Annotated in this window: 27 protein-coding genes; 19 read left to right on the top strand and 8 right to left on the bottom strand. The window is 42.7% G+C overall.

The window, feature by feature from the left end:
* Nucleotides 1-28 precede the first annotated feature (28 nt).
* A complete protein-coding gene (locus LU361_RS15255) occupies nt 29-286 on the top strand; it encodes an RnfH family protein (protein WP_233089748.1) in 258 nt (85 codons plus the stop codon).
* Between the two features lie 65 nt (nt 287-351).
* Nucleotides 352-1,077: a dinitrogenase iron-molybdenum cofactor biosynthesis protein gene (locus tag LU361_RS15250; protein ID WP_233089747.1), complete on the top strand. Its 726-nt coding sequence runs from the start codon at nt 352-354 to the stop codon at nt 1,075-1,077.
* 275 nt (nt 1,078-1,352) lie between these two features.
* Here LU361_RS15250 and LU361_RS15245 read toward each other — a convergent pair whose 3' ends face one another.
* Together LU361_RS15245 and LU361_RS15240 are read right to left on the bottom strand one after the other, a co-directional pair.
* Entirely contained in the window at nt 1,353-1,916 is a 564-nt protein-coding gene (locus tag LU361_RS15245; protein ID WP_233089746.1) for a hypothetical protein, read from the bottom strand.
* 23 nt (nt 1,917-1,939) lie between these two features.
* Nucleotides 1,940-2,791, bottom strand: a complete 852-nt coding sequence (locus tag LU361_RS15240) for an SIR2 family protein (RefSeq protein ID WP_233089745.1) — start codon at nt 2,789-2,791, stop codon at nt 1,940-1,942.
* A gap of 574 nt (nt 2,792-3,365) precedes the next feature.
* On the opposite strand from LU361_RS15240, the gene nifH reads away from it, so the two are divergent.
* The 7 genes from nifH (at nt 3,366) to LU361_RS15205 (ending at nt 9,563) form a co-directional block, all read left to right on the top strand.
* Nucleotides 3,366-4,238 (top strand): nitrogenase iron protein, encoded by an 873-nt coding sequence (gene nifH, locus LU361_RS15235; RefSeq protein ID WP_233089744.1) that lies wholly within the window; start codon nt 3,366-3,368, stop codon nt 4,236-4,238.
* A gap of 112 nt (nt 4,239-4,350) precedes the next feature.
* Nucleotides 4,351-5,832 (top strand): nitrogenase molybdenum-iron protein alpha chain, encoded by a 1,482-nt coding sequence (nifD, locus tag LU361_RS15230; RefSeq protein ID WP_233089743.1) that lies wholly within the window; start codon nt 4,351-4,353, stop codon nt 5,830-5,832.
* Between the two features lie 110 nt (nt 5,833-5,942).
* Nucleotides 5,943-7,514 carry a nitrogenase molybdenum-iron protein subunit beta gene (nifK, locus tag LU361_RS15225; protein WP_233089742.1) on the top strand — a complete coding sequence of 524 codons (1,572 nt, stop codon included), beginning with the start codon at nt 5,943-5,945 and terminating at the stop codon, nt 7,512-7,514.
* 75 nt (nt 7,515-7,589) lie between these two features.
* Nucleotides 7,590-7,811: a putative nitrogen fixation protein NifT gene (gene nifT / locus LU361_RS15220; protein ID WP_233089741.1), complete on the top strand. Its 222-nt coding sequence runs from the start codon at nt 7,590-7,592 to the stop codon at nt 7,809-7,811.
* A gap of 2 nt (nt 7,812-7,813) precedes the next feature.
* On the top strand, nt 7,814-8,533 hold the full coding sequence (locus LU361_RS15215) for a dinitrogenase iron-molybdenum cofactor biosynthesis protein (protein WP_233089740.1): 720 nt from the start codon (nt 7,814-7,816) through the stop codon (nt 8,531-8,533).
* Nucleotides 8,530-8,799, top strand: a complete 270-nt coding sequence (locus LU361_RS20035; protein WP_233089739.1) for a DUF6129 family protein — start codon at nt 8,530-8,532, stop codon at nt 8,797-8,799. The genes LU361_RS15215 and LU361_RS20035 overlap by 4 nt, the downstream gene beginning before the upstream one ends.
* 8 nt (nt 8,800-8,807) lie before the next feature.
* Nucleotides 8,808-9,563, top strand: a complete 756-nt coding sequence (locus LU361_RS15205; RefSeq protein ID WP_233089738.1) for a 4Fe4S-binding leucine-rich repeat protein — start codon at nt 8,808-8,810, stop codon at nt 9,561-9,563.
* Between the two features lie 414 nt (nt 9,564-9,977).
* Here LU361_RS15205 and LU361_RS15200 read toward each other — a convergent pair whose 3' ends face one another.
* Entirely contained in the window at nt 9,978-10,532 is a 555-nt protein-coding gene (locus LU361_RS15200) for a leucine-rich repeat domain-containing protein (RefSeq protein ID WP_233089737.1), read from the bottom strand.
* A gap of 75 nt (nt 10,533-10,607) precedes the next feature.
* Nucleotides 10,608-11,000, bottom strand: coding sequence for a GreA/GreB family elongation factor (locus LU361_RS15195; RefSeq protein ID WP_233089736.1), 393 nt, complete (start codon nt 10,998-11,000; stop codon nt 10,608-10,610).
* Nucleotides 11,001-11,288: 288 nt separating this feature from the next.
* Here LU361_RS15195 and LU361_RS15190 point away from each other — a divergent pair, with 288 nt between their 5' ends.
* Nucleotides 11,289-11,495 (top strand): (2Fe-2S)-binding protein, encoded by a 207-nt coding sequence (locus LU361_RS15190; RefSeq protein WP_233089735.1) that lies wholly within the window; start codon nt 11,289-11,291, stop codon nt 11,493-11,495.
* Nucleotides 11,496-11,523: 28 nt separating this feature from the next.
* Here the strand turns inward: LU361_RS15190 and LU361_RS15185 are convergent, their stop codons facing one another.
* The 4 genes from LU361_RS15185 to LU361_RS15170 form a co-directional block, all read right to left on the bottom strand.
* Nucleotides 11,524-11,967 carry a hypothetical protein gene (locus LU361_RS15185; RefSeq protein WP_233089734.1) on the bottom strand — a complete coding sequence of 148 codons (444 nt, stop codon included), beginning with the start codon at nt 11,965-11,967 and terminating at the stop codon, nt 11,524-11,526.
* Nucleotides 11,954-12,988, bottom strand: coding sequence for a Rossmann-like domain-containing protein (locus LU361_RS15180; RefSeq protein ID WP_233089733.1), 1,035 nt, complete (start codon nt 12,986-12,988; stop codon nt 11,954-11,956). Before LU361_RS15180 ends, LU361_RS15185 begins: the two co-directional genes overlap by 14 nt.
* A 551-nt stretch (nt 12,989-13,539) precedes the next feature.
* Entirely contained in the window at nt 13,540-13,743 is a 204-nt protein-coding gene (locus LU361_RS15175) for a hypothetical protein (RefSeq protein WP_233089732.1), read from the bottom strand.
* A gap of 226 nt (nt 13,744-13,969) precedes the next feature.
* Entirely contained in the window at nt 13,970-14,329 is a 360-nt protein-coding gene (locus LU361_RS15170; RefSeq protein ID WP_233089731.1) for a hypothetical protein, read from the bottom strand.
* A 464-nt stretch (nt 14,330-14,793) separates the two neighbouring features.
* Here LU361_RS15170 and LU361_RS15165 point away from each other — a divergent pair, with 464 nt between their 5' ends.
* The 9 genes from LU361_RS15165 to LU361_RS15125 all read left to right on the top strand — a co-directional run bounded on the left by LU361_RS15165 (nt 14,794) and on the right by LU361_RS15125 (nt 20,591).
* Nucleotides 14,794-15,297 (top strand): NifB/NifX family molybdenum-iron cluster-binding protein, encoded by a 504-nt coding sequence (locus tag LU361_RS15165; protein ID WP_233089730.1) that lies wholly within the window; start codon nt 14,794-14,796, stop codon nt 15,295-15,297.
* Between the two features lie 2 nt (nt 15,298-15,299).
* Nucleotides 15,300-15,554, top strand: coding sequence for a hypothetical protein (locus LU361_RS15160; RefSeq protein WP_233089729.1), 255 nt, complete (start codon nt 15,300-15,302; stop codon nt 15,552-15,554).
* A gap of 240 nt (nt 15,555-15,794) precedes the next feature.
* Nucleotides 15,795-17,210, top strand: a complete 1,416-nt coding sequence (gene nifE, locus LU361_RS15155; RefSeq protein ID WP_233089728.1) for a nitrogenase iron-molybdenum cofactor biosynthesis protein NifE — start codon at nt 15,795-15,797, stop codon at nt 17,208-17,210.
* A 4-nt stretch (nt 17,211-17,214) separates the two neighbouring features.
* Nucleotides 17,215-18,588: a nitrogenase iron-molybdenum cofactor biosynthesis protein NifN gene (gene nifN / locus LU361_RS15150; RefSeq protein WP_233089727.1), complete on the top strand. Its 1,374-nt coding sequence runs from the start codon at nt 17,215-17,217 to the stop codon at nt 18,586-18,588.
* Complete coding sequence (locus tag LU361_RS15145; RefSeq protein ID WP_233089726.1) at nt 18,588-19,061, top strand: NifB/NifX family molybdenum-iron cluster-binding protein; 474 nt, start codon at nt 18,588-18,590, stop codon at nt 19,059-19,061. The genes nifN and LU361_RS15145 overlap by 1 nt, the downstream gene beginning before the upstream one ends.
* Nucleotides 19,062-19,083: 22 nt before the next feature.
* Entirely contained in the window at nt 19,084-19,563 is a 480-nt protein-coding gene (locus LU361_RS15140) for a NifX-associated nitrogen fixation protein (protein WP_233089725.1), read from the top strand.
* Nucleotides 19,564-19,652: 89 nt separating this feature from the next.
* Nucleotides 19,653-19,865: a CCE_0567 family metalloprotein gene (locus LU361_RS15135; protein ID WP_233089724.1), complete on the top strand. Its 213-nt coding sequence runs from the start codon at nt 19,653-19,655 to the stop codon at nt 19,863-19,865.
* A 44-nt stretch (nt 19,866-19,909) separates the two neighbouring features.
* On the top strand, nt 19,910-20,218 hold the full coding sequence (gene fdxB, locus LU361_RS15130; RefSeq protein ID WP_233089723.1) for a ferredoxin III, nif-specific: 309 nt from the start codon (nt 19,910-19,912) through the stop codon (nt 20,216-20,218).
* A 52-nt stretch (nt 20,219-20,270) separates the two neighbouring features.
* A complete protein-coding gene (locus tag LU361_RS15125; RefSeq protein WP_233089722.1) occupies nt 20,271-20,591 on the top strand; it encodes a (2Fe-2S) ferredoxin domain-containing protein in 321 nt (106 codons plus the stop codon).
* The last annotated feature ends 14 nt before the right edge of the window (nt 20,592-20,605 follow it).

Raw genomic sequence — 20,605 nt, 5'->3', positions numbered from 1 at the left:
GTATTAGAGGGTATTGGAGGAAATACAAGTGCAAATAGCCGTTATTTATTCTGGCCTCAGTCAGGTTCAACTTTCCTGCAAAGTCGAAGAGGGTGCGACAGTAGGGCAGGTTATTGAGGGCTCAGGCATATTAAAGATGTGCCAAGACATCGATCTAAACACACAAAAAATAGGTATTTTCGGACGATTTGTGAAGTTAGAGACTCCGCTAACGGATGGCGACCGAATAGAAATTTACCGAAAAATTATCCGTGAAATCGACGACGATGATGATGACGACGATTAAGGTCGATCCAGTGTCGTTGTAAATCCAGTGTCGTTTTTGTTAGCCAAGTAAAATTGAGGTTTTATATGGAAACTCCAAATTTAAATAGAGAAACAGCACTGAGGATCGCATTAGCTTCACGTATCCTACCAGGCATAAGCGTAAGTCAATTACTCGATATTCTTGCACAATGTATCGACGGTGAAATCAATGAAGAAAGTCTCGGTGTCGTAACGGTAACTCATTTGAAAACAAGTTTTGCGAGCGCTGATGGCGAAGAGGATGGTGAAGATATTGGGATTGGCCTCGCAGAAATGAAAGAGGCCGTAAGAATTCTTTGGGGGGAAACCGATTTGGCGTCACTGCCTGAGGCTAAACCTTTGGACAATATTCCTCCTCGATCGGTTAGAGTGGCCATCGCCTCGAACACGGAAGAAAAACTCGACGGTCATTTTGGTTCGTGCTTGCGTTTTCTTATTTACCAAGTGAGTGAAGATTTAAGCCAACTTATTGATGTGAGATCGGCAATCGAAGCCGATCTCTCAGACGATAGAAACGCGTTTAGAGCTAAGCTCATTGAAGACTGCCAGGTTGCGTATGTTGTTTCCGTTGGTGGTCCCGCTGCGGCAAAAATTGTACGTGCCGGCGTTTATCCCATTAAAAAAGTGGATGGTGGCGAGGCATCAGAAATTATCGCTCAATTACAGGAAGTCATGCGCGGATCGCCACCGCCGTGGTTAGCCAAACACTTGGGTGATGACGCGGAAAAACGCGTACGCTTTGGCCGAAGTGACGAAGAGCTAGCAAGCTGATTTAGGAATAAATCTATTTAGATAATTAATTTTTCAATTTATTGTTAATTAACGATTGCGACAGTCGTATGTTCATCTGTCGCAACGTTATAATAAAGCAGCGTTACAATAAAATAGTTTAATAAAATAGTTACCATAAAAAAGGCGGCCAATGGGCCACCAAATCAACACTGAAACTGAGTAACATGGGTAACATAAACCAGGGCAATAAAAGGGAACACAGCTAATCTGAATAGGGAATGGTTAATCCAGCATTGGACCACCGGCATAGCGGTTTAAACCGGACCTCTAGCTTCCTTTTTTATTTCCACGGTATTTTTTATTGCTTGATCAAAAGGCAATACCTCAGCACCGGGTTTGTAATCGCTGAGTGCCTCAAACATAGTGATGACTTTATCCTCAGCACTTTGACCTTTAAAGTCGCTTTTCTCCAACCGTAAATCATCCATAAGCATTGTCCATACCGCGCCTTCATCGTGAGGAAGAACCGTCGTGCTGATACCATCTACATCAACAACCATCGGCTTCTTAATGTTCGAGACATAAAAAAGACAATTAATTTTCTCGCTGAAATCAGTGCCGTATTTGGCGATAAAGTCAGGTATAAATTCGAGATTATCGACAGCACCGGCAACAACGTCTAACTTCGACTCCGAGCCCATAGTTACGGCTTGTTTAACGACTGACTTGGGCGGATGACGGCGGCCTTGGGAATCCGCGATTTCGCCTTCTTCGATCACCATGTCGCCTCGGTAAACATACACATTGTCTTCGCTTGTTTTACCGTTCACGCTTACGTTACACAAAAGCGATTTCTCCGCGTATTGATTTAACAACATACCTTGTCTCCATAAATTTAAAATTAAGCGGCTTGTAGGACTTCATTTTTTAAAAATGAGGTCCAGTCTTGTTCGATAATTACGACGTTTTTCTTCGTTAGAAAACGCTTTTCTTTGTCTGTTGGCTCTGGGATCAACGCCCAACCTGCACAGTCTTCCGATGCACCGTAGATCATATCGCTCATCACCATGCGCTCGGTGTCTCGTGTAAAACGCATGCCTAAAAATAAATATTGTTTATTGATACGTTTTTCTTTAATCCACGCGGGAATCGCAAACCCACCCATAAGTTCTGTTATGTAATCAACAAAATCGGCATCTGAGGCGACAAAACTCGGTTTTGGCTCTGGGCTGCCAAGTGGTTTAAACAGTGTAGGGAGGGCTGTATTGACTAAATCCTGTGGTCGCAGTTGGTATTTGCCGTCTACCCATTCATAAATATCGAAGCGGTGAGGATGCGCAGCAAGGCGCGCGGCACCAACGATAAGGTTATGCGCTCTGTCTTTTAACAGCGTTTGCATTTTTAAGTCACGGTTGGAATCGATAATAAACGGCGTTTCTACAGAGTGCAGCCATGTGTGAAGGGCAGCGTCACTCCAGTCTGTTTCAGCGTAGGTTTTCTTTAAAAATCTTTCTAAAAAGCTACGTCCTTTTTTATTTTCGAGGTGCATTGCAGCACGCGGAAATTCATACATTAATCTAGGCGCCATTGGCGTACCGCCGGTCATAGCAAGAATTAGGCTCTCGCTATCTGCAGGGATAGACGTTCCATCAGCTACATTTTTAACGCCTTCGAGCGCGCCAGCTCCCAGATAGGGAATAAGCTCGCCCGATTTCATTTTTGCAATTAATTCTGACTTTTCCGGAATTGCCACTATAGAGTCCTCCCCGAACTGATATATTCAGCGTTTCGTTTTCTAGATTTTATTTTTAGCCCAACTAAAAATTAATTTAAGGTATATAAAAGCGTTTGTTCATCATTTAATTTTAATCAATTAAGATAAACCGCATTTATAAGAAAATGTTTTCAGACTAAAAAACAGCAAATGACAAATACATTTAATGTCTAATGCCTACTTGCTGTATCAGAGCAAATACTGCGCCAGCAAAAACACTATTGATTTTGCTTAATTTTTTTAAAAATGCTTTGTGTAACTGCCAATATCAATGACAAATTGTCGGCTTTGCTACAAATAAAAATTTGTTTCGGGCTTAAAAATTAATTTGTCGCATTGTCGTTATTAACACAACACTTAAATGTTTTTGTTGCCTACAAAACGATATTTAATAAGCCGTCACAAATTAATTTATCCAACAATTACATAGACTTAGGCACTTCTTTCTGTGCTTGGCACAACCACTGCTCTTGTATCGGCGTGTGCTTGTCCTACCGCAAGTTAAATTAAATTGATAAGCAACATATGCAAACTTTATTTAGGAGATGTGGTTATGGCTATGCGTCAATGTGCAATTTACGGTAAAGGGGGTATAGGTAAATCAACTACCACCCAAAATCTAGTGGCTGCATTAGCAGAAGCTGGAAAAAAAGTAATGATCGTTGGTTGTGATCCAAAAGCAGATTCAACTCGACTTATTCTTCATTCAAAAGCGCAAAACACCATTATGGAAATGGCTGCTGAAGCTGGCACCGTTGAAGACCTTGAGCTAGAAGACGTGCTTAAAGTTGGTTATGGCGATGTACGTTGCGTTGAGTCAGGTGGTCCTGAGCCTGGTGTTGGTTGCGCCGGTCGCGGTGTGATTACTGCGATTAACTTTCTTGAAGAAGAAGGCGCGTACGAAGGCGAGCTAGATTTTGTATTTTACGATGTGCTTGGTGACGTTGTATGTGGTGGATTCGCGATGCCTATTCGTGAAAACAAAGCACAAGAAATCTATATCGTTGTTTCCGGTGAAATGATGGCTATGTATGCCGCAAACAATATCTCTAAAGGTATTGTGAAATACGCTAACTCTGGTGGTGTACGTCTAGCCGGACTTATCTGTAACAGTCGTAATACAGATCGTGAAGATGAATTAATCATTGCCTTGGCTGAGCGTTTAGGTACGCAAATGATTCACTTTATTCCTCGCGATAACGTTGTACAACGTGCAGAAATCCGTCGTATGACAGTGATCGAGTATGATCCAGAAGCTAAACAAGCGGACGAGTATCGCGCTCTCGCACAAAAGCTTATTTCAAACGAAAAACTTGTTATTCCTACACCAATTTCTATGGACGACCTTGAGCAATTGCTGATGGACTTCGGCATCATGGAAGAGGAAGACGAGAGTATCGTAGGTAAAACAGCATCGGAACTTTAAGCTGTTGGTCCTGATGAAGTGAACGGCGGGGCGGGCGAATTTGCCTAGCTAGGTGTGCGTTTTTACGAGCGCACACCTATTACCCGAAAACCCACATTCAGGAGACAAAGTCATGTCTGAAATGTCACGTGAAGAGGTTGAAGCCCTCATATCAGAAGTATTAGAGGTTTATCCAGAAAAAGCGAAAAAAGATCGCTCTAAGCATTTAACACCGAATGATACTTCGCTCGAACAAAGTAAAAAATGTATTACGTCAAACAAAAAATCATTGCCTGGTGTTATGACCATTCGCGGTTGTGCTTACGCCGGTTCAAAAGGTGTGGTTTGGGGTCCGGTTAAAGATATGATTCATATCTCTCACGGTCCTGTCGGTTGCGGACAATATTCTCGCGCGGGTCGACGTAATTATTACATTGGTACAACCGGCGTAAATGCCTTTGTAACAATGAACTTTACTTCCGACTTCCAAGAAAAAGACATCGTTTTTGGTGGCGATAAAAAGCTGGCAAAAATGATCGACGAAATCGAAACCCTTTTCCCATTAAACAAAGGTATCACCATTCAGTCGGAATGCCCGATTGGTCTTATCGGAGACGATATCGAAGCGGTTGCAAAAACCAAACAAAAAGAACACGGCAAGACCGTTGTGCCTGTGCGCTGTGAAGGTTTCAGAGGCGTGTCACAATCTCTAGGTCACCATATTGCGAACGACTCCGTTCGTGACTGGGTCTTGGGTGCTCGCGACGACGATAACAGTTTCGAACAAACGGATTACGACGTAGCGATAATTGGTGACTACAACATCGGTGGTGATGCTTGGTCCTCGCGTATTCTACTCGAAGAAATGGGCTTGCGTGTTGTTGCTCAGTGGTCGGGCGATGGTACCTTATCCGAAATGGAACTGACACCAAAAGTTAAATTGAACCTGGTCCATTGCTACCGCTCGATGAATTATATTTCGCGTCATATGGAAGAGAAGTACGGTATTCCTTGGATGGAGTACAACTTCTTTGGTCCAACTAAAACCGCTGAATCACTGCGAAAAATTGCGGCTCAATTTGACGAGAGTATTCAGGCTAAATGCGAAGAAGTACTCGCAAAATATCAGCCTGAATGGCAGTCAGTGATTGACAAATATCGCCCTCGTTTGGAAGGCAAGCGCGTCATGCTTTATATCGGCGGTTTGCGTCCACGTCACGTTATCGGCGCTTACGAAGATCTTGGCATGGAAGTGGTGGGAACCGGTTACGAGTTCGGCCACAACGATGACTACGATCGTACCATCAAGGAAATGGGTAACGCGACCTTGTTATACGATGACGTAACCGGTTACGAATTCGAAGAATTCGTCAAAAAAGTTAAGCCTGATCTTATCGGCTCCGGCATTAAGGAAAAATACATTTTCCAAAAAATGGGCGTGCCTTTCCGTCAAATGCACTCCTGGGATTATTCCGGTCCTTATCACGGCTTTGATGGCTTTGCCATCTTCGCTAAAGATATGGATATGACTTTGAATAATCCGTGCTGGTCTAAATTGGCTGCACCGTGGAAAAAGCCAGAGTCTGCTGATGAAGCAATCGCAGCAAGCGCTTAATTTTTAAAAACTTTTCTGCTAAGCCGACAGAGTCTTACGCGATGAAGTAAGGCTTAGTAGAAATCCAAGTCCGTTTGTTCACAAATTAGTGGCACGGAAGGAGAAATGTTATGAGTCAAGATGTCGACAACATCAAACCTAGTTACCCTTTATTCCGCGAACAAGAGTATCGGGATTCACTTGCTGAAAAGCGTGATAACTTTGAAGAAAAGCACTCTCAAGAAAAAATCGATGAAATTTTCCAGTGGACTACGACTGAGGAATATAAAGAATTAAATTTTTCTCGCGAAGCAATGACCGTTAATCCAGCGAAAGCATGCCAACCCCTTGGCGCGGTATTGTGTTCACTCGGCTTTGAAAAAACCATGCCTTATGTTCACGGTTCGCAAGGATGTGTTGCTTATTTCCGCACTTACTTTAATCGTCATTTTAAAGAGCCAATTGCGTGCGTGTCTGACTCCATGACGGAAGACGCGGCGGTATTTGGTGGCCAACAAAACATGAAAGACGGTTTGGAAAACTGTAAGGCCACTTACAAACCAGACATGATCGCTGTATCAACAACATGTATGGCCGAAGTTATTGGTGACGACTTAAATGCGTTTATTAATAACTCTAAAAACGAAGGACACGTGCCAGAGGAATATCCTGTTCCTTTCGCTCATACACCCAGTTTTGTTGGTAGCCATACAACCGGTTGGGACAACATGTTTGAAGGCATTGCGCGTTACTTCACGTTAAATCATATGGAAGGTAAGGAAGTCGGCAAGAACGGAAAGATTAATATCGTTCCCGGTTTCGAAACTTATTTAGGTAACTATCGTGTCATTAAGCGCATGCTTAACGAAATGGACGTGCCTTTTACCATGCTTTCCGATCCCGAAGAAGTATTGGACACACCTGCTGACGGTGAATTCCGTATGTACGCCGGCGGCACAACGCAAGACGAAATCAAAGACGCGCCTAATGCCAAAGAGACGTTTTTACTTCAACGTTGGCAGTCGGTTAAAACTGAAAAATTCGTTAAGAATACCTGGAAGCACGAAGCACCACGCATCAGTCTTCCTATGGGTCTTGATGGTACAGACGAATTCTTAATGAAAGTCAGCGAAGTCACTGGTCAACCAATCCCTGATAGCCTCACGAAAGAGCGAGGTCGTTTAGTCGATATGATGACAGACTCGCACGCTTGGTTGCACGGTAAAAAGTTTGCGCTTTGGGGTGATCCAGATTTCGTTATGGGGCTCAGTAAATTCTTGCTTGAGCTTGGTGCTGAGCCAACGCACATTCTTTGCAACAACGCGAATAAGCGTTGGAAAAAAGCAATGGACGCTATTCTGGATGAAAATCCTTACGGTAAAAACTGTGAAGTACACATTGGTAAAGACTTGTGGCACATGCGCTCGCTGGTATTTACTAATAAACCTGACTTCATGATTGGTAACTCCTACGGTAAATTTATTCAGCGCGACACCTTGTACAAAGGTGAAGAGCATGAAGTACCACTAATTCGTATTGGCTTCCCAATTTTTGACCGTCACCATTTACACCGTCAAACAACACTGGGTTATGAAGGCGCTATGCAAATGCTCACCACGCTTGTTAACTCGGTACTTGAGCGTTTGGATGACGAAACCCGTGGTATGCAAACCACTGACTACAATTACGACCTCGTTCGTTAATTGGTTATCTAAGAATGGCACCTATCTAGGTGCCATTCATTTTATTTTAATCACTTAACGTGGAGAATGACTTGTATGCCCAGTGTAATGTTAAGAAAAGATCCTGAAGGCAAGCTTACCCTTTATGTTCCAAAGCGCGATTTAGAAGATGAGATTGTTTCATTAGAGTTTGACTCTGACGAAAAGTGGGGTGGTGAATTAAAGCTGGCTGACGGCTCTAGTTATTATTTAGAGCCCATAGCGTTACCGAAATTGCCCATGACTGTTCGAGTAAAACGCTTGGTTGAGGCGCAGTAAAAATGACTGCGCCACTCAGCGATGAGCTGGCACTTCGAATCGCTTTAGCTGCCAAGGAATTAAAGTACATCGATGCAAAAACGTTGTTAGGTTTATTGATTCAAATAATTGGTGAGCCGATAACCGTTGCTAAAATTACCAGGCTACGCGCAAAAAAACTGAAAAGTGAAGGCGCTGGCCTTTTTGATTCGGTCAGTTCTGAGCAATTTGAAAAAGCCTTTGCGTTACTCAAAGGCAGGGGAGTGCGTCACTATTTAAACCCGAAGCCGGAGTACGAACTGGGAACTTTTTGCGAGATTAGCGGTTCGTTGCGCGTCGCCTGTGCATCTGACCGGGGCGAGTTAGTTGATGGTTTATTCAGTGACTGCCAAAGGTATTTGATTTATCAAGTCTCGCCTGACTACATACGCCTGATCGACATTCGCGAGCCATCGAAAACCCTTACCTCCAAAGCCTTTAAAAACAGCGAAAAAAATCGTGCCCGCGCTACTTTAATCGAAGACTGTTCGTTACTGTACACGCGGTCGATCGGTGCCTTGGCCGCAGCGCAAGTTGTTAAATTGGGTTTACACCCAATTAAACTTGAGCAAAATTATCAGTCTGCGGAGGTACTTAAACGTTTGCAAACTGTGCTTTCTAAAGCTAATCCTCCGCCATGGCTCGCTAAAGCTATTGGTAAACCGAATTTGGGTGTCAAGCTATACGGAGAACGTGTATCGTGATTGCAAGTGAACAATTAAATCAAGTTGCTGAATTTGTCGATAGAAATGGTCTTTCTGAACAAACCTTGACTCAGCTACGAAATCAGTATTCCGATCACCATTTTACTTGGTGTATGGAAGATGATATTCACTCGGGTAAACCGATACTTGAGCGAGACGCTTACGCAATATATTTAGTCAACTCTCAAGACCATTGTTCCGTTTTAACAAACGATCTTGACAGCGCATCTGGCTACGTTTTTGCTGAATTCATAGACGATGAATGAGGTCAAACGTGGACGATAAAACAATAAACGACTCGAATAGCCAAGATCAAACACCTACCGCTGATTGCCGATACTGCAGTTATAGAATGTCTTTGTTATTGAGTGGCCGGTGCTCGCCGGGCGATATTTGTGTTAAGGCGGAAAGCGGCCGACAAATTGACCGTTTTTTTCGAATTAATCCGCAATACGCGGAAGTCTATCTTAGAGACGACTTTTGGGAACGCCGTGCCATCGCCGTGCGTTACGCGCCGGTGGACGCCCTCGATCGGATGATCGCAGATAATGATGAAGCAGTGCGCCGCGCGGTCGCTTACCGATTACCCCGTGAGCAGCTTCCTCAATTAATGAATGACAAAGATCGCGAGGTTCGCATTACGGTTGCAGATCGAATTGCCGAAACAGAACTGGAAAAAATGGCCGACGATGTCGACTATCTTGTTAGAGCGTATGTTGCGCAACGCATCGCATTTGGCCGACTTTTCCGCTTTATTCGAGATCCGGATTTACAGGTTAGAAAAATCGTCGCTAAACGTCTTCCTGTTGAAAGCCTGGGGTTAATGGCGGTTGATTCCGAGCCAGAAGTTAGGCGAATAGTGGCTTCGCGACTTAGCGGTGACGACGTTGTACCTTTGCTTCAAGACCCCGATTGGACCGTTAGGTTAGAAGCCGTGGCAAATGCACCGCTCGCTGCATTGGATTCTATGACCGAAGAAGACGATGAAGAGGTATTAGCCTTATTGGCACAGCGGCATTCGCAATCTTAGTGTTTTGATTTGTTCCGATCTGTTCCGTTAATATAACTAAAAAGGCTGTGCGGGACGCGTTCGTCGTCCCTGATCGTTAATCAAAGCATCCTTGCATTTTACCAAACTGCTTGCTCTTTATTTTATTACCAAGTTAACTAGGGCCTGTTCATACTAATTTAACCGCACCTGTCGCCCCTAAAACGCGTCAGTCTAGGCGTGAGGAGTGCAGTTTAGCGCGCTAAATAAGCGACGAACAACAACGAATGGCGTGTTTTAGGGGCGACCCTAGGGGCTCGGCGTATTTTTCCCGTATTTCGTGTTGCAGCTCGTTCATTTGGAACAACCAAATCACACTCACTGCGCCTAAAATACGGAAAAAATACGCTCCAGCAGGTGTGATTAAATTAGTGTGAACAGGCCCTAGCCTAACACCTAAGATTTAAAATTGTGAGCCGATACTTTGGATTTTAATAGCTCAATGGTTTCTTCATTGAGTTTGGTATTTTCAACTTTAACTGAAAATAGCTCACAATCGTTTGGTAACACCAGTTCTTCGAGTTCATTGTTGCTCAGTTGAACTTCCTCGATACGAGGATTGTTTTCCAAATTTAGAGAAACGAGGTCGTTCTTACTGGCGTATATATTTTCGAGTTCGCTTAAGTTAGTTAAGTCTATGTAAGAAATATCATTGATGAATATTTCCAAATGTCTAAGTTTTGTATTACAAGATAAATCCAGCTCTTCGATTTCGTTACTGCCCAAATAGAGTTCTTCCAATTCTGGGTTATCGAATAGATCGATCTCAGTTATTTGGTTACGGGTTAAATCGAGTAGCTTTAAGTTTGGAAAGTACTTTAATTCGGTAACCGATTGAATGCTTTTATTTCTTGCGCGCAGCTCGATAAGTTCTTCGGTATCCTCAATACCAGTGGCAAGAATACATTCTTCGAATGATGAATCTTTAAAAGAAATGTCACTCAGTTTCATAATATCTTCTCCTAATGATAGTGATTAGTTTTTGCTTTAAATACCGTTTCAGGCTTTTCTCACAGGTTTTTACAGTCAATAGCTGCTCGCGGTTCGAATGTGTGTTATCTCATATTCACAGTTAGAGCCGTTTTCTAAAATGACGGTCACAATCTGACCTTCTTTCCCACCCAAAAGAGCCCTTGCCAGAGGCGTGCTCCAAGCGAGGCTGCCCGGTCGAGTTAATGACTCGTCTTCACTTACAATCCTAAATGATTGTTCTTCCTCTTCCTCAAGCGCAAACACTGTGACATAAGAGGCAAATTGAACACGACTCTCCAGTAGGTCCTCTTGGCTTACAATCACCGCTTGATCAATTCGGTTTTGGATTTCAGCCGCATCGGATTTATTTGTCGCGATTTGTTTTTGCTGAATTAATTCATCACGCCAGTTCGAGGTGATCCAATTTTCATAATTCACGAGAGGCATAGTTTTCTTGTACTCACTAAATAGCCATTGATGTCTTTACCACGTTGGATTTATTTGAGACTTGGGATAATCCGTCTCGCAACCAAAACCATCGATAAAAAACTTATAAAAGGTTAGTGCAAAACTCAATCCAAATAATAATTTTTCTTAAGATTCGCTGAATTATTGATGTGGCTTGGCCTCTGCCTTGCAATTAGTCTTGGGTAAACATGGAATTGGCAGTATTTTTGTCAGCTTCCCTACGTTGTTGTAAACAAATATCAGGTTTGGACCAAGAGGCTTAGATCTATGTATGTCTGTTTATGTCATTCCGTAACCGAAAAACAGATTGCTGAGGCGGTTGATAATGGCGCAAGTTGTTTGGATGATCTCAGTTCCACACTCAAAGTAGCCGACACCTGTGGCCGATGTCGATCTTGCGCCAGAATTGGTTTAGAAAAACTGCTTACAGAATCAGATGAATTACACCGTCAAATGAGTGTGAGAGAGGCCTAATTCGAAATCATCTCGATGAAGGACGAGTTTAATTTTCACTGTTTTTTAGCTGAGATTTGATCTTGTTTATTAAGCTAAAATGTAACTCGAGCTCGAACGGCATTTCAATTTCGTCCAAAAATTCGCTGGCATTTTCGAGCGCGTCTTCAATAGCAGCAACCACGTAGTCGATCGCATTGCTGCTATTAACAATGTGTGAGGGCACCGCCGTTTCAACACGAAGCATCGCTGCTTTGGAGTCGTAGCTTCTAATTCGCATTCCTTTGAAGTCTGGCGCATCGAATTTACCGCTCAATAAAAAATGCACATCAATATCAGGCGGCGTTTTCTGAGCTAGGTCACCGGCTTGTCTGGCCAAGCACATTGCAACTCGGGTTGCTGCTTCATAGAAAATACTTTCTTTTTGTGAAAGGTCTGGATAAAACACGCTCAACGATACAGACAATTTAATTCCTCGTTTACTGGTTCGCATCCCACAGTCGTTTATAGGCTGTGTCTAAAAGTGATAGTTCTTGATCAAGGGCTTCTAGCTTGGCCCATTTGGGAAATCTGGTCGTACTAGATTGCTGATACCATGCGTCCATTTCGGCTCGCAGCAATATGCGCCGGTCAGCAACATCAGCGATGGCTATTTTTAATTTCGATAAACGTCTTGTACTGATATTGTTAATTGCATAACTAACACCGCCTTCAAATAAACGTTTTCCTCCACCTTCACAGACGATTTTTTCAGTCTGGTACGCATCATCAATAATCACCCCGGCAATAAAATCGATACCGAAGTGCTCAAATTCACGTAACCATGGTGTACTCGGACCCATCAAAACAGTAACTGCAGATGAAGACAGCTTGCTTAATCTAGTGAAGGTTTTATTTAAAAGTGTTGTAGCCGAGATAAATACCCAATCCATCTCAGGCAACACAAACTCCGCCGCTGGATCCGGTAGGTCGTTTTTCTCCGGATGTCTTTCAATCACCGTGTAATCCAGTCCGCTAAGTACATCGTCCATGCCTGGGTAACGACCGATCACGGCAATTTTTTTATTTTTGAGCTTGGCTTTAAAATGAAGAAAAACCGCAAGGTTAGGGTCGTGCTCCGTAGGTAGGGGAGTTGCAGATTGAATCAATACGTTATTTGCCCTGTTTATCACTGCGTTACAACAACTGAGCCCAAGCGTTGCTTCGTGCGCGTCCCAAGAATTTAGCCAACGGGCAAAATCAGAAACTTTTTGCCCGGCTATTGTTCCAGGCCAACGCAATGTTCGTGTGTAGGTCATCGGACTCATAGCAAGACCAATATTTGATGTTTTTGTATCATCAAATTTTATTTTGGCATAACTCCAAGTCAGCCCAGAAACAAACTGATCGATCGTAGCAGGGGTTTTTAAAGCCTGGTTTTCGATTATGTCTAGTACGTCTGCCGAACGCTCACCCGGCGTAAGATCATTAAAATCACGTACAGAAGATGTTTTTTGTTCTGTTGCTAGAACCACAAACATTATCCTTATAATTGCATTTCATATCATAGATAAAAATAAATAAAGATGTTCTGATACGTTAGCAATCCTATTGCCAACTGCTTATTTGTTTTGAGCGAGTTATTACAAATTGGGATTATGAACCAACAAAACCGATTACGTCAGATTTTTCTGAGCACGAAAGACCTCATTATCGTCAGACTTCGAACAGACAAGAACTTTTATAACAAATCAGTTTTTGTAGCTGAAACTTAAAACAAATCAATTGTATGGTGATTGTTTGTTTTACTACAACATCTGATTGTAAGTACGACGTGGAGTGGTGGGAAGTATTCGACAAACGGTTAGAAGCCACAGAGCAGTTAATATTCGCAGAACAATTAATATTCGTAGAGCAGTTAATCTGCGACAACGACTAGCTCTTAGCCAACCGGTCAATTAATTTAGATAATCTGAACTGTTGGAGGTTGTTATAAATATTTATTATCGGAAATAACAGAAAACTCTGGAGGGCTCAGTCGTTCCAGAGTTTTCCTTTTTTTATCACCATAAGCTCAAGCGGAGTGCTAGCCCAGGCATGACGGACAAAAAGCCACCGATTCAAAATATCCGCGAGCTTTGGCATATGCTGCATCCTTACTTCCGTAAGAGCCAAGATACTTTAAACCTTCGTTATAAGCGGGTGTTTTAGGCAATAAGCTGCAATCGTCTCTATGGATTTGGCGAGCGTTGCTTTCATCAGTTTCTTTGTTGATATAGTACTCAGACATCAAATATCTCCCGATTTAAGAATTTAAATAGCTAAAAATCTAAACAACCAAGAATTTAGATAACTAATATTTAAAATAACTAAAATTTAAAACAACTATGCTTTACCAAAAGTAAGCCAGTCTTTTAAATTTTGACGCTAATCAAACAAAGCTGGCTTCTTTGATTATTACGATTGCAAGTTGCTTACCAATAGTTTAATGATTTACATCACTCGCTTTTGTTTGATCACACAAGTCGACTGTTTAAATTAAGGTGGGAAGAGATTTTTGTCATAAGCTGTACATCACTTTGGTTTTCATATTTTTCGGTCATTGAAAACCAATTAGAATTTTCGGGTAAATTTATCGGTAATAGAAGCTCCACACCGTATCTTGAGCGGTTTTGTCCATAGGTATATATGTAAGCAGCTAGATCAATGCAATCGGCGTTACGTATATAAATCGATTGAAGGTCAGCCTCGTGTCCTTCATCCAAAATATATTGGCTGTTGTCGTACATAGTATCCAGCAACAAGACACAAGACTTTATGTCTTGAGTTTTGTTCATAGCCCAAATATTTTGTTTAATCGCGTTCATATCAGACACAGTTTTCCATCTTGTTTTTTCAGATAATTACGTTTTAGGTCATCTATTTGATAATCACTTGTTTGAAAAAAACCACTTGATTAAATAACTTTCAAATAATGTTCCTCTTTTAGTTCATCTTTTAGTTTATTTTTAATTCATCACATTGTCGTTTTTACTACAATTACACGCTTTTTAAATAGACATTATCTCGTAACACGATGAATTATAGGCATAAAAATTATATTTTTTGGGTGGACTGGTCTTTGCAATTGACCTTTACAATGGGCTCTTTTAATGGTTCTTTACAATCGGTTTTTAGAAATAGTTCTTTCTAATCGTTCTTTGTAAATAACGCTTTATTGCTCAAAATTTTAAAAGCACGTGTCCCCACAATATATTGGTCTGTGTTTTGATCAACTATCTAGGGCGTTACAGAAAAAGCTTATTGATATACAACTACAAATGGTCATAGGAGGCTCCGTATGTCGAGCTCTATCGATTGTATCGCGGATTGTTTACCGAATAATACAAACCTGGTTGTCGCATTTGCTTCATTGGAAGGCGACATGGTTGATCAGCATTTTGGATCCAGTCAGGGCTTTTACGTTTACGACGTGAGTCAAGATGAAGCCAATCTTCTCATTCAGAAAAAATTTGCTAGAGAGGCAAAAGATGGCAATGAAGACAAATTGAAGCCTAAATTGAGCTGGCTTGTGGGTTGCGATCTTGTCTATTGCGGCTCAATCGGTGGGTCTGCAACACGGCAGCTTATATCTTTGGGTATCACGCCAAAAAAAGTAACTGGCGGGCCAGATGTCGAGGAGTTAATAGAAGAGCTTCAAAGCCAGCTGCAGGGAGAGCCGGAGTTTTGGTTGGCAAATATTATTCGAAAAAAATCCAAGCAAAGCAAAATCCTCGATGCATCGATTCAAAATAACAATAAACCTGCGTTTGCTTTTTCCGAAGGCGAGGAAGATTGGGGTTAACGATGGACAACCTAAACTACATGACACCCTTAGACGGCGAGCTAAGCGCTTTTATATCGTTGCAAAGTCGGGAGCTGAATGCCGGTTATTGGCTGATTAACGTCAAGCTGTTTTACGAAGGCAAAGAGGTTGGAACAACGAGTTTCACCTTACAAGGCTACAACCAAGAAGAAGCGGAAAATATTGTCAAAAATTTTAAAGAAAACGCCTATCTGATGAAAGAAATCGATGACTTCCTTTGGGGTGAAAGTGACTAACACAGTAACAAGGCATTGATCAAAGTTATTGTTTGAAGTACGACAATCGAACAAAAAACTCGACATAAAATGAACAAAGACTGAAAAAATATCAATAAAATCAAAGGCACATTGATTGGAATGCGCTTTGCTATTTGCTCTATCAGAGAAGACTCTAAATCTAAAAAGAGAAGCCCTAGATTGGGTTCTCTAAAGTAAAAGTAAAAGGCGAACGGTTAACGTATTAACGAGTTTATTCCTATGAAAGCAAACGAAATTGCCGAACTGCTAGACGAACCCGCTTGCTCCCATAACAAGAAGGAAAAGTCGGGCTGTGCGAAACCCAAACCGGGTTCTGCGGCAGGCGGCTGTGCGTTTGACGGTGCCCAAATCGCGTTGTTGCCTATTGCTGATGTTGCTCACATTGTTCATGGCCCCATCGCATGTGCAGGCAGTTCTTGGGATAACAGAGGTACAAGATCAAGCGGGCCGACTCTTTATCGTATTGGCATGACCACTGACTTGACCGAGCAAGATGTGATTATGGGGCGGGGTGAGAAGCGACTCTTCCACTCTATAAAACAAGCCATCGAATCCTATTCGCCGCCGGCAGTATTTGTGTATAACACTTGTGTGCCAGCGCTTATTGGTGACGATGTAGATGCTGTGTGTCGAACGGCTGAGGAGCAATTTGGAGTACCGGTGGTTTCGATCGACGCGGCGGGGTTTTACGGTACTAAAAATCTAGGTAATCGAATAGCTGGCGAAGCGATGGTGAAATATGTCATCGGCACGCGTGAACCCGATCCCGTACCCAAGCTCGAAAAAAATCCAAACATTCCTATTTTCGATATTAACTTAATAGGCGAATACAACATTGCCGGTGAATTTTGGCATGTACTGCCTTTATTTGACGAACTGGGTTTGCGAATTCTGTGCACGCTTTCTGGGGACGCTCGTTTTAGAGAAGTGCAAACCATGCACGCAGCGCAAGTTAATATGATGGTTTGCTCCAAAGCGATGTTGAACGTTGCCCGTAAGCTACAAGATCGCTTTGGAACACCGTGGTTTGAAGGAAGTTTTTATGGCATCACCGATACTTCCCAGGCGCTTCGTGATATTGCCAGATTAATTGGTAACGATGATTTAATTGCTCGCACCGAAGCACTTATTGCACGTGAAGAAATTAAAATTAAAAGTAAGTTAGACGAGTGGAAGCCTCGCCTCGCCGGTAAGCGCGTTCTGCTGTATACCGGGGGCGTTAAGTCTTGGTCGGTAATATCGGCTCTTCAAGACTTGGGCATGCAAGTTGTGGCTACCGGTACAAAAAAATCCACCGAAGAAGACAAAGCGCGAATTCGTGAACTGATGGGCGACGACGTAAAAATGCTGGACGAAGGCAGCCCTAAAGTTTTACTGCAAACCGTTCGAGATTACAAAGCCGATATTTTAATTGCCGGTGGTCGAAACATGTACACGGCCTTGAAAGCGAAAATTCCTTTTTTAGATATTAATCAAGAACGCGAATTCGCTTATGCCGGATACGACGGCATGGTCGAACTTGTACGGCAACTCTGTTTAACAATAGAAAGTCCCGTCTGGCCTGCTGTGCGAAAAGCCGCGCCGTGGGACAGTGCCACAGACACACTCGCTACGCCAATGACGGTTAATAGGTAATTTTATGGCTGAACTTGTCAAACGAAACAAAGCACTCTCGGTCAGTCCACTGAAAACCAGTCAAACAATCGGTGGCGCACTTGCGTTTCTTGGTCTTAATCGTGCCATGCCATTAATGCATGGTTCACAGGGTTGCACGGCCTTTGCAAAAGTATTTTTTGTCAGACATTTTCGCGAACCGATACCTTTGCAAACGACGGCGATGGATCAAGTAAGCTCCGTAATGGGGGCAGACGAGAATATTATTGAGGCATTAAAAACAATTGCCGAGAAAAACAAGCCAGAAATAATCGGTTTAGTCACTACAGGGTTAGCGGAAACGCAAGGCTGCGATATTAATGCCGCGCTTAAAACGTTTAGAAAAAAATACCCTGATTTCTCTGAAGTCGAAGTTGTTTGTGTTAACACACCGGATTTTTCGGGTAGTTTTGAAAGTGGTTTTGCGCTTGCGCTCAAATCTATCGTCGAGGCTTTAGTGCCTGTAGACCACACGAAGGTCGGATTGAGAAAAAAACAAGTAAATGTGCTTTGCGGCGGTAATCTTACGCCAGGCGATTTGGAATTTGTTTGCGAAAGTATTGAGAGCTTTGGTTTGCGGCCGATGTTAATTCCCGATCTTTCGGGCTCGTTAGATGGCCATTTAGAGCGCACAGAGTTTAGCGCATTAACCACGGGAGGCACCGGCTTAAACGATATTAGACAGGCCGGAGAAAACGCCGCAACTCTAGTTATCGGCCACAGTTTACTCGGTGCAGCTGATTCCTTATTGGAACGCACTCACGTACCGGATTTTCGTTTTGGACATTTAATGGGCCAAGAAGAATGTGATCGCTGGTTTATGACGTTGTCGGAAATAAGCGAGCAACCGGTTCCTGAAAAATGGCGACGCCAGCGCAGTCAACTGCAAGACGCCATGCTCGACACCCATTTTATGATTGGTGATGCCAAAGTGGCCATTGCTTCAGACCCCGATCTTTTGCTTGGCTTCGACGCATTATTGACAAGCATGGGGGCTACAACGGTAGCTGCCGTTGTACCTGCAAAAATGGCGTTAAAAAATCCAGCGCTAGAGAGCGTGAATATAGAACGCGTAAAAATTGGCGATTTAGAAGACGCAGAACAACTTGCGAAAGAGGGTGGGGCTGAATTGTTTCTTGGCAACAGTCACGCAGTGGAAAGCGCTGAGCGCCTAGGCATTCCCATCTTACGAATTGGTTTCCCACAATATGATTTAGTCGGTGGTTTCCAACGTTGCTGGTTTGGTTACCGAGGGACGCAGCAAACTTTATTTGATCTAGCCAATTTACTACAGAATCATCATCGGGGTATGCAGCCGTATCACTCACCGCTGGCACAAAAAAGAGATGATGTAGCCTAATGAATTCGGGGCTGCGAAGACAACTTCGCGTTATTAGTGATGAGCCGGAGCAAGCATGGCTAAGAATCGCATTTGCGACAGACAACGGTGAACACGTCAATCAGCATTTTGGCACCACTGAGTCATTGGCTATTTACGGTGTGCAACCGGACTCATACACCTTGTTAGAAGCGGCGCAATTCGACGATCAAACCAAAGAACAAACCGATGATAAATTAGCTGCAAAACTGGATTTTTTAACTGATTGTGTTGCCGTTTATTGTCGCGCCTGTGGTGCATCCGCGGTTAAACAGCTCTTAGATCAGCACGTGCAGCCGTTAAAGGTTGTAGACGATACCTTGATTAAAAACTTGATATCGGCGTTTCAAAAAGAATTAAGTGAGGGCCCCTCTAGTTGGTTAGCGAGAGCGATTCAACGCCAACACGATCTCAACGAATATCGCATTGAAAGCGATGGAATGAATGACAGATAACTCGAATAAGACGAGGTTCAACATGATTGAAGAATCAGATACTCCAGTGCTTGAAGATGGCAATGAATTATTAGAGCACCCATTTTTAAAACAGATGGTGGTGCAATTGCGCGCAGTAGACAGTTACGGCACATACGATAATTGGTCCGATGCTAAAGTTTTGGATCCACTCATATTAACCAAAGCACGACGTAGAGAAATTCCAGTTGTCGGTGATCCCGATGAGATCGTTATCTCCCGAGTAAAAGCGTTTTACAATGGCGTTGCACAAATGATTGAAAAAGAAACCGGTCTAATGGCGGTGCCAGTCATTAATTTAACACACGAGGGTTTTGGCCGGGTATTTATTACAGTAGGCAAACTCGTAGCCCTAGACAAAACCTTGAGAGATGTCCATCGCTTTGGTTTTGACTCTCCAGAAAAGATGATTGCCGATGTTCAAAAATTACTCGCCAAAGCCGTGGAGTTGGTCAACAACCATCGAGAAGTAGCAAAGCTGTAGTGGAAAATTTTAGCAGTAAAACGTTAGTAGAAAAACTTTAAATGATTTATTCAATTTAACGTTTGGGCTCAAGCTGATAACGAGAGGGTATGATGAACGAAGAAGAATTAAAAGCGTTAAATAAAGACGCTAAAAAGAAAAAGCGTATCGCTACTGAGTGGGCATCCAAAATTCATGACGTAGTTGAAGACACACTATGGAGCGATTACGAGCAATTAACTGAGCTTGCTTCAAACACGATTTTAGCGTGTGAAGCTTGGAAAGAAGCGCAAGCGAAGCTGGATCAGGCAACAACAGCTTAGGCTCACTTTTCTTTGGAGGTCGAAAACTTTGGAGGTTAAAAACAATGACAGCGACGATCGTCGGTAAAACGCGTGGTGGGACACAATGGGTTCCCGAATTTGTAACTGAGCTGAATGCTAATACGTGTATTGGTTGTGGTCGTTGTTACAAAGTTTGTCCGAGAGATGTGTTTGAATTGGTCGATAAGTCTGATCTGGTTGACGTAGACGATGAGTATGATGAAGACGATTACGATGATGATGACGAGCTTAAGGTAATGGCAATTAAAGATGCCTTAGATTGTATCGGTTGTAAGTCTTGTTCTCGAGTTTGCCCAAAAAATTGTCATACACACGAACAAGCAGCCGCCTAAATTTGCTTTTCCAGGTAACCCTGGAGCAAGTCTTTAATGAGAGAATATAATTATGCCAAAACCAGATCATCATATTTTTATCTGTGCTCAAAATAGGCAACCAGGGCACCCCCGCGGCAGTTGTGCGCAAAAAGGTTGTGCCGATGTATTTAACGCTTTTTCAAAAATACTGATTCAAAAAAATCTGCAAAACGTCGCACTGACTCAAACCGGTTGCTTAGGTCCTTGTCAAACAGGCTCGAACGTACTGATCTATCCTGGTGGTACAATGTACGGTTCAGTTGAGGCAGAAGATGCTGAGAAAATAATTGATCAACATATTATAGATGGCAAACTCTATAGCGATAAATTAGCACCTGAGGAATTCTGGTAAGCCGTTTTAGATGT

It is taken from the genome of Sessilibacter corallicola, assembly GCF_021290925.1.
In the GTDB taxonomy this organism is placed as follows: domain Bacteria; phylum Pseudomonadota; class Gammaproteobacteria; order Pseudomonadales; family Cellvibrionaceae; genus Sessilibacter; species Sessilibacter corallicola.
Note: the sequence above shows the minus strand (reverse complement) of the source record. Positions and strands in the feature narration are given on the sequence as shown.

Coding starts and splice junctions, on each gene's coding strand:
- LU361_RS15250 (WP_233089747.1), top strand. CDS start 352: ATGGAAACTCCAAATTTAAATAGAGAAACAGCACTGAGGATCGCATTA.
- LU361_RS15245 (WP_233089746.1), bottom strand. CDS start 1,916: ATGTTGTTAAATCAATACGCGGAGAAATCGCTTTTGTGTAACGTAAGC.
- nifH (WP_233089744.1), top strand. CDS start 3,366: ATGGCTATGCGTCAATGTGCAATTTACGGTAAAGGGGGTATAGGTAAA.
- nifD (WP_233089743.1), top strand. CDS start 4,351: ATGTCTGAAATGTCACGTGAAGAGGTTGAAGCCCTCATATCAGAAGTA.
- nifK (WP_233089742.1), top strand. CDS start 5,943: ATGAGTCAAGATGTCGACAACATCAAACCTAGTTACCCTTTATTCCGC.
- nifT (WP_233089741.1), top strand. CDS start 7,590: ATGCCCAGTGTAATGTTAAGAAAAGATCCTGAAGGCAAGCTTACCCTT.
- LU361_RS15215 (WP_233089740.1), top strand. CDS start 7,814: ATGACTGCGCCACTCAGCGATGAGCTGGCACTTCGAATCGCTTTAGCT.
- LU361_RS15200 (WP_233089737.1), bottom strand. CDS start 10,532: ATGAAACTGAGTGACATTTCTTTTAAAGATTCATCATTCGAAGAATGT.
- LU361_RS15195 (WP_233089736.1), bottom strand. CDS start 11,000: ATGCCTCTCGTGAATTATGAAAATTGGATCACCTCGAACTGGCGTGAT.
- LU361_RS15190 (WP_233089735.1), top strand. CDS start 11,289: ATGTATGTCTGTTTATGTCATTCCGTAACCGAAAAACAGATTGCTGAG.
- LU361_RS15185 (WP_233089734.1), bottom strand. CDS start 11,967: ATGCGAACCAGTAAACGAGGAATTAAATTGTCTGTATCGTTGAGCGTG.
- LU361_RS15175 (WP_233089732.1), bottom strand. CDS start 13,743: ATGTCTGAGTACTATATCAACAAAGAAACTGATGAAAGCAACGCTCGC.
- LU361_RS15165 (WP_233089730.1), top strand. CDS start 14,794: ATGTCGAGCTCTATCGATTGTATCGCGGATTGTTTACCGAATAATACA.
- LU361_RS15160 (WP_233089729.1), top strand. CDS start 15,300: ATGGACAACCTAAACTACATGACACCCTTAGACGGCGAGCTAAGCGCT.
- nifE (WP_233089728.1), top strand. CDS start 15,795: ATGAAAGCAAACGAAATTGCCGAACTGCTAGACGAACCCGCTTGCTCC.
- nifN (WP_233089727.1), top strand. CDS start 17,215: ATGGCTGAACTTGTCAAACGAAACAAAGCACTCTCGGTCAGTCCACTG.
- LU361_RS15145 (WP_233089726.1), top strand. CDS start 18,588: ATGAATTCGGGGCTGCGAAGACAACTTCGCGTTATTAGTGATGAGCCG.
- LU361_RS15140 (WP_233089725.1), top strand. CDS start 19,084: ATGATTGAAGAATCAGATACTCCAGTGCTTGAAGATGGCAATGAATTA.
- LU361_RS15135 (WP_233089724.1), top strand. CDS start 19,653: ATGATGAACGAAGAAGAATTAAAAGCGTTAAATAAAGACGCTAAAAAG.
- fdxB (WP_233089723.1), top strand. CDS start 19,910: ATGACAGCGACGATCGTCGGTAAAACGCGTGGTGGGACACAATGGGTT.
- LU361_RS15125 (WP_233089722.1), top strand. CDS start 20,271: ATGCCAAAACCAGATCATCATATTTTTATCTGTGCTCAAAATAGGCAA.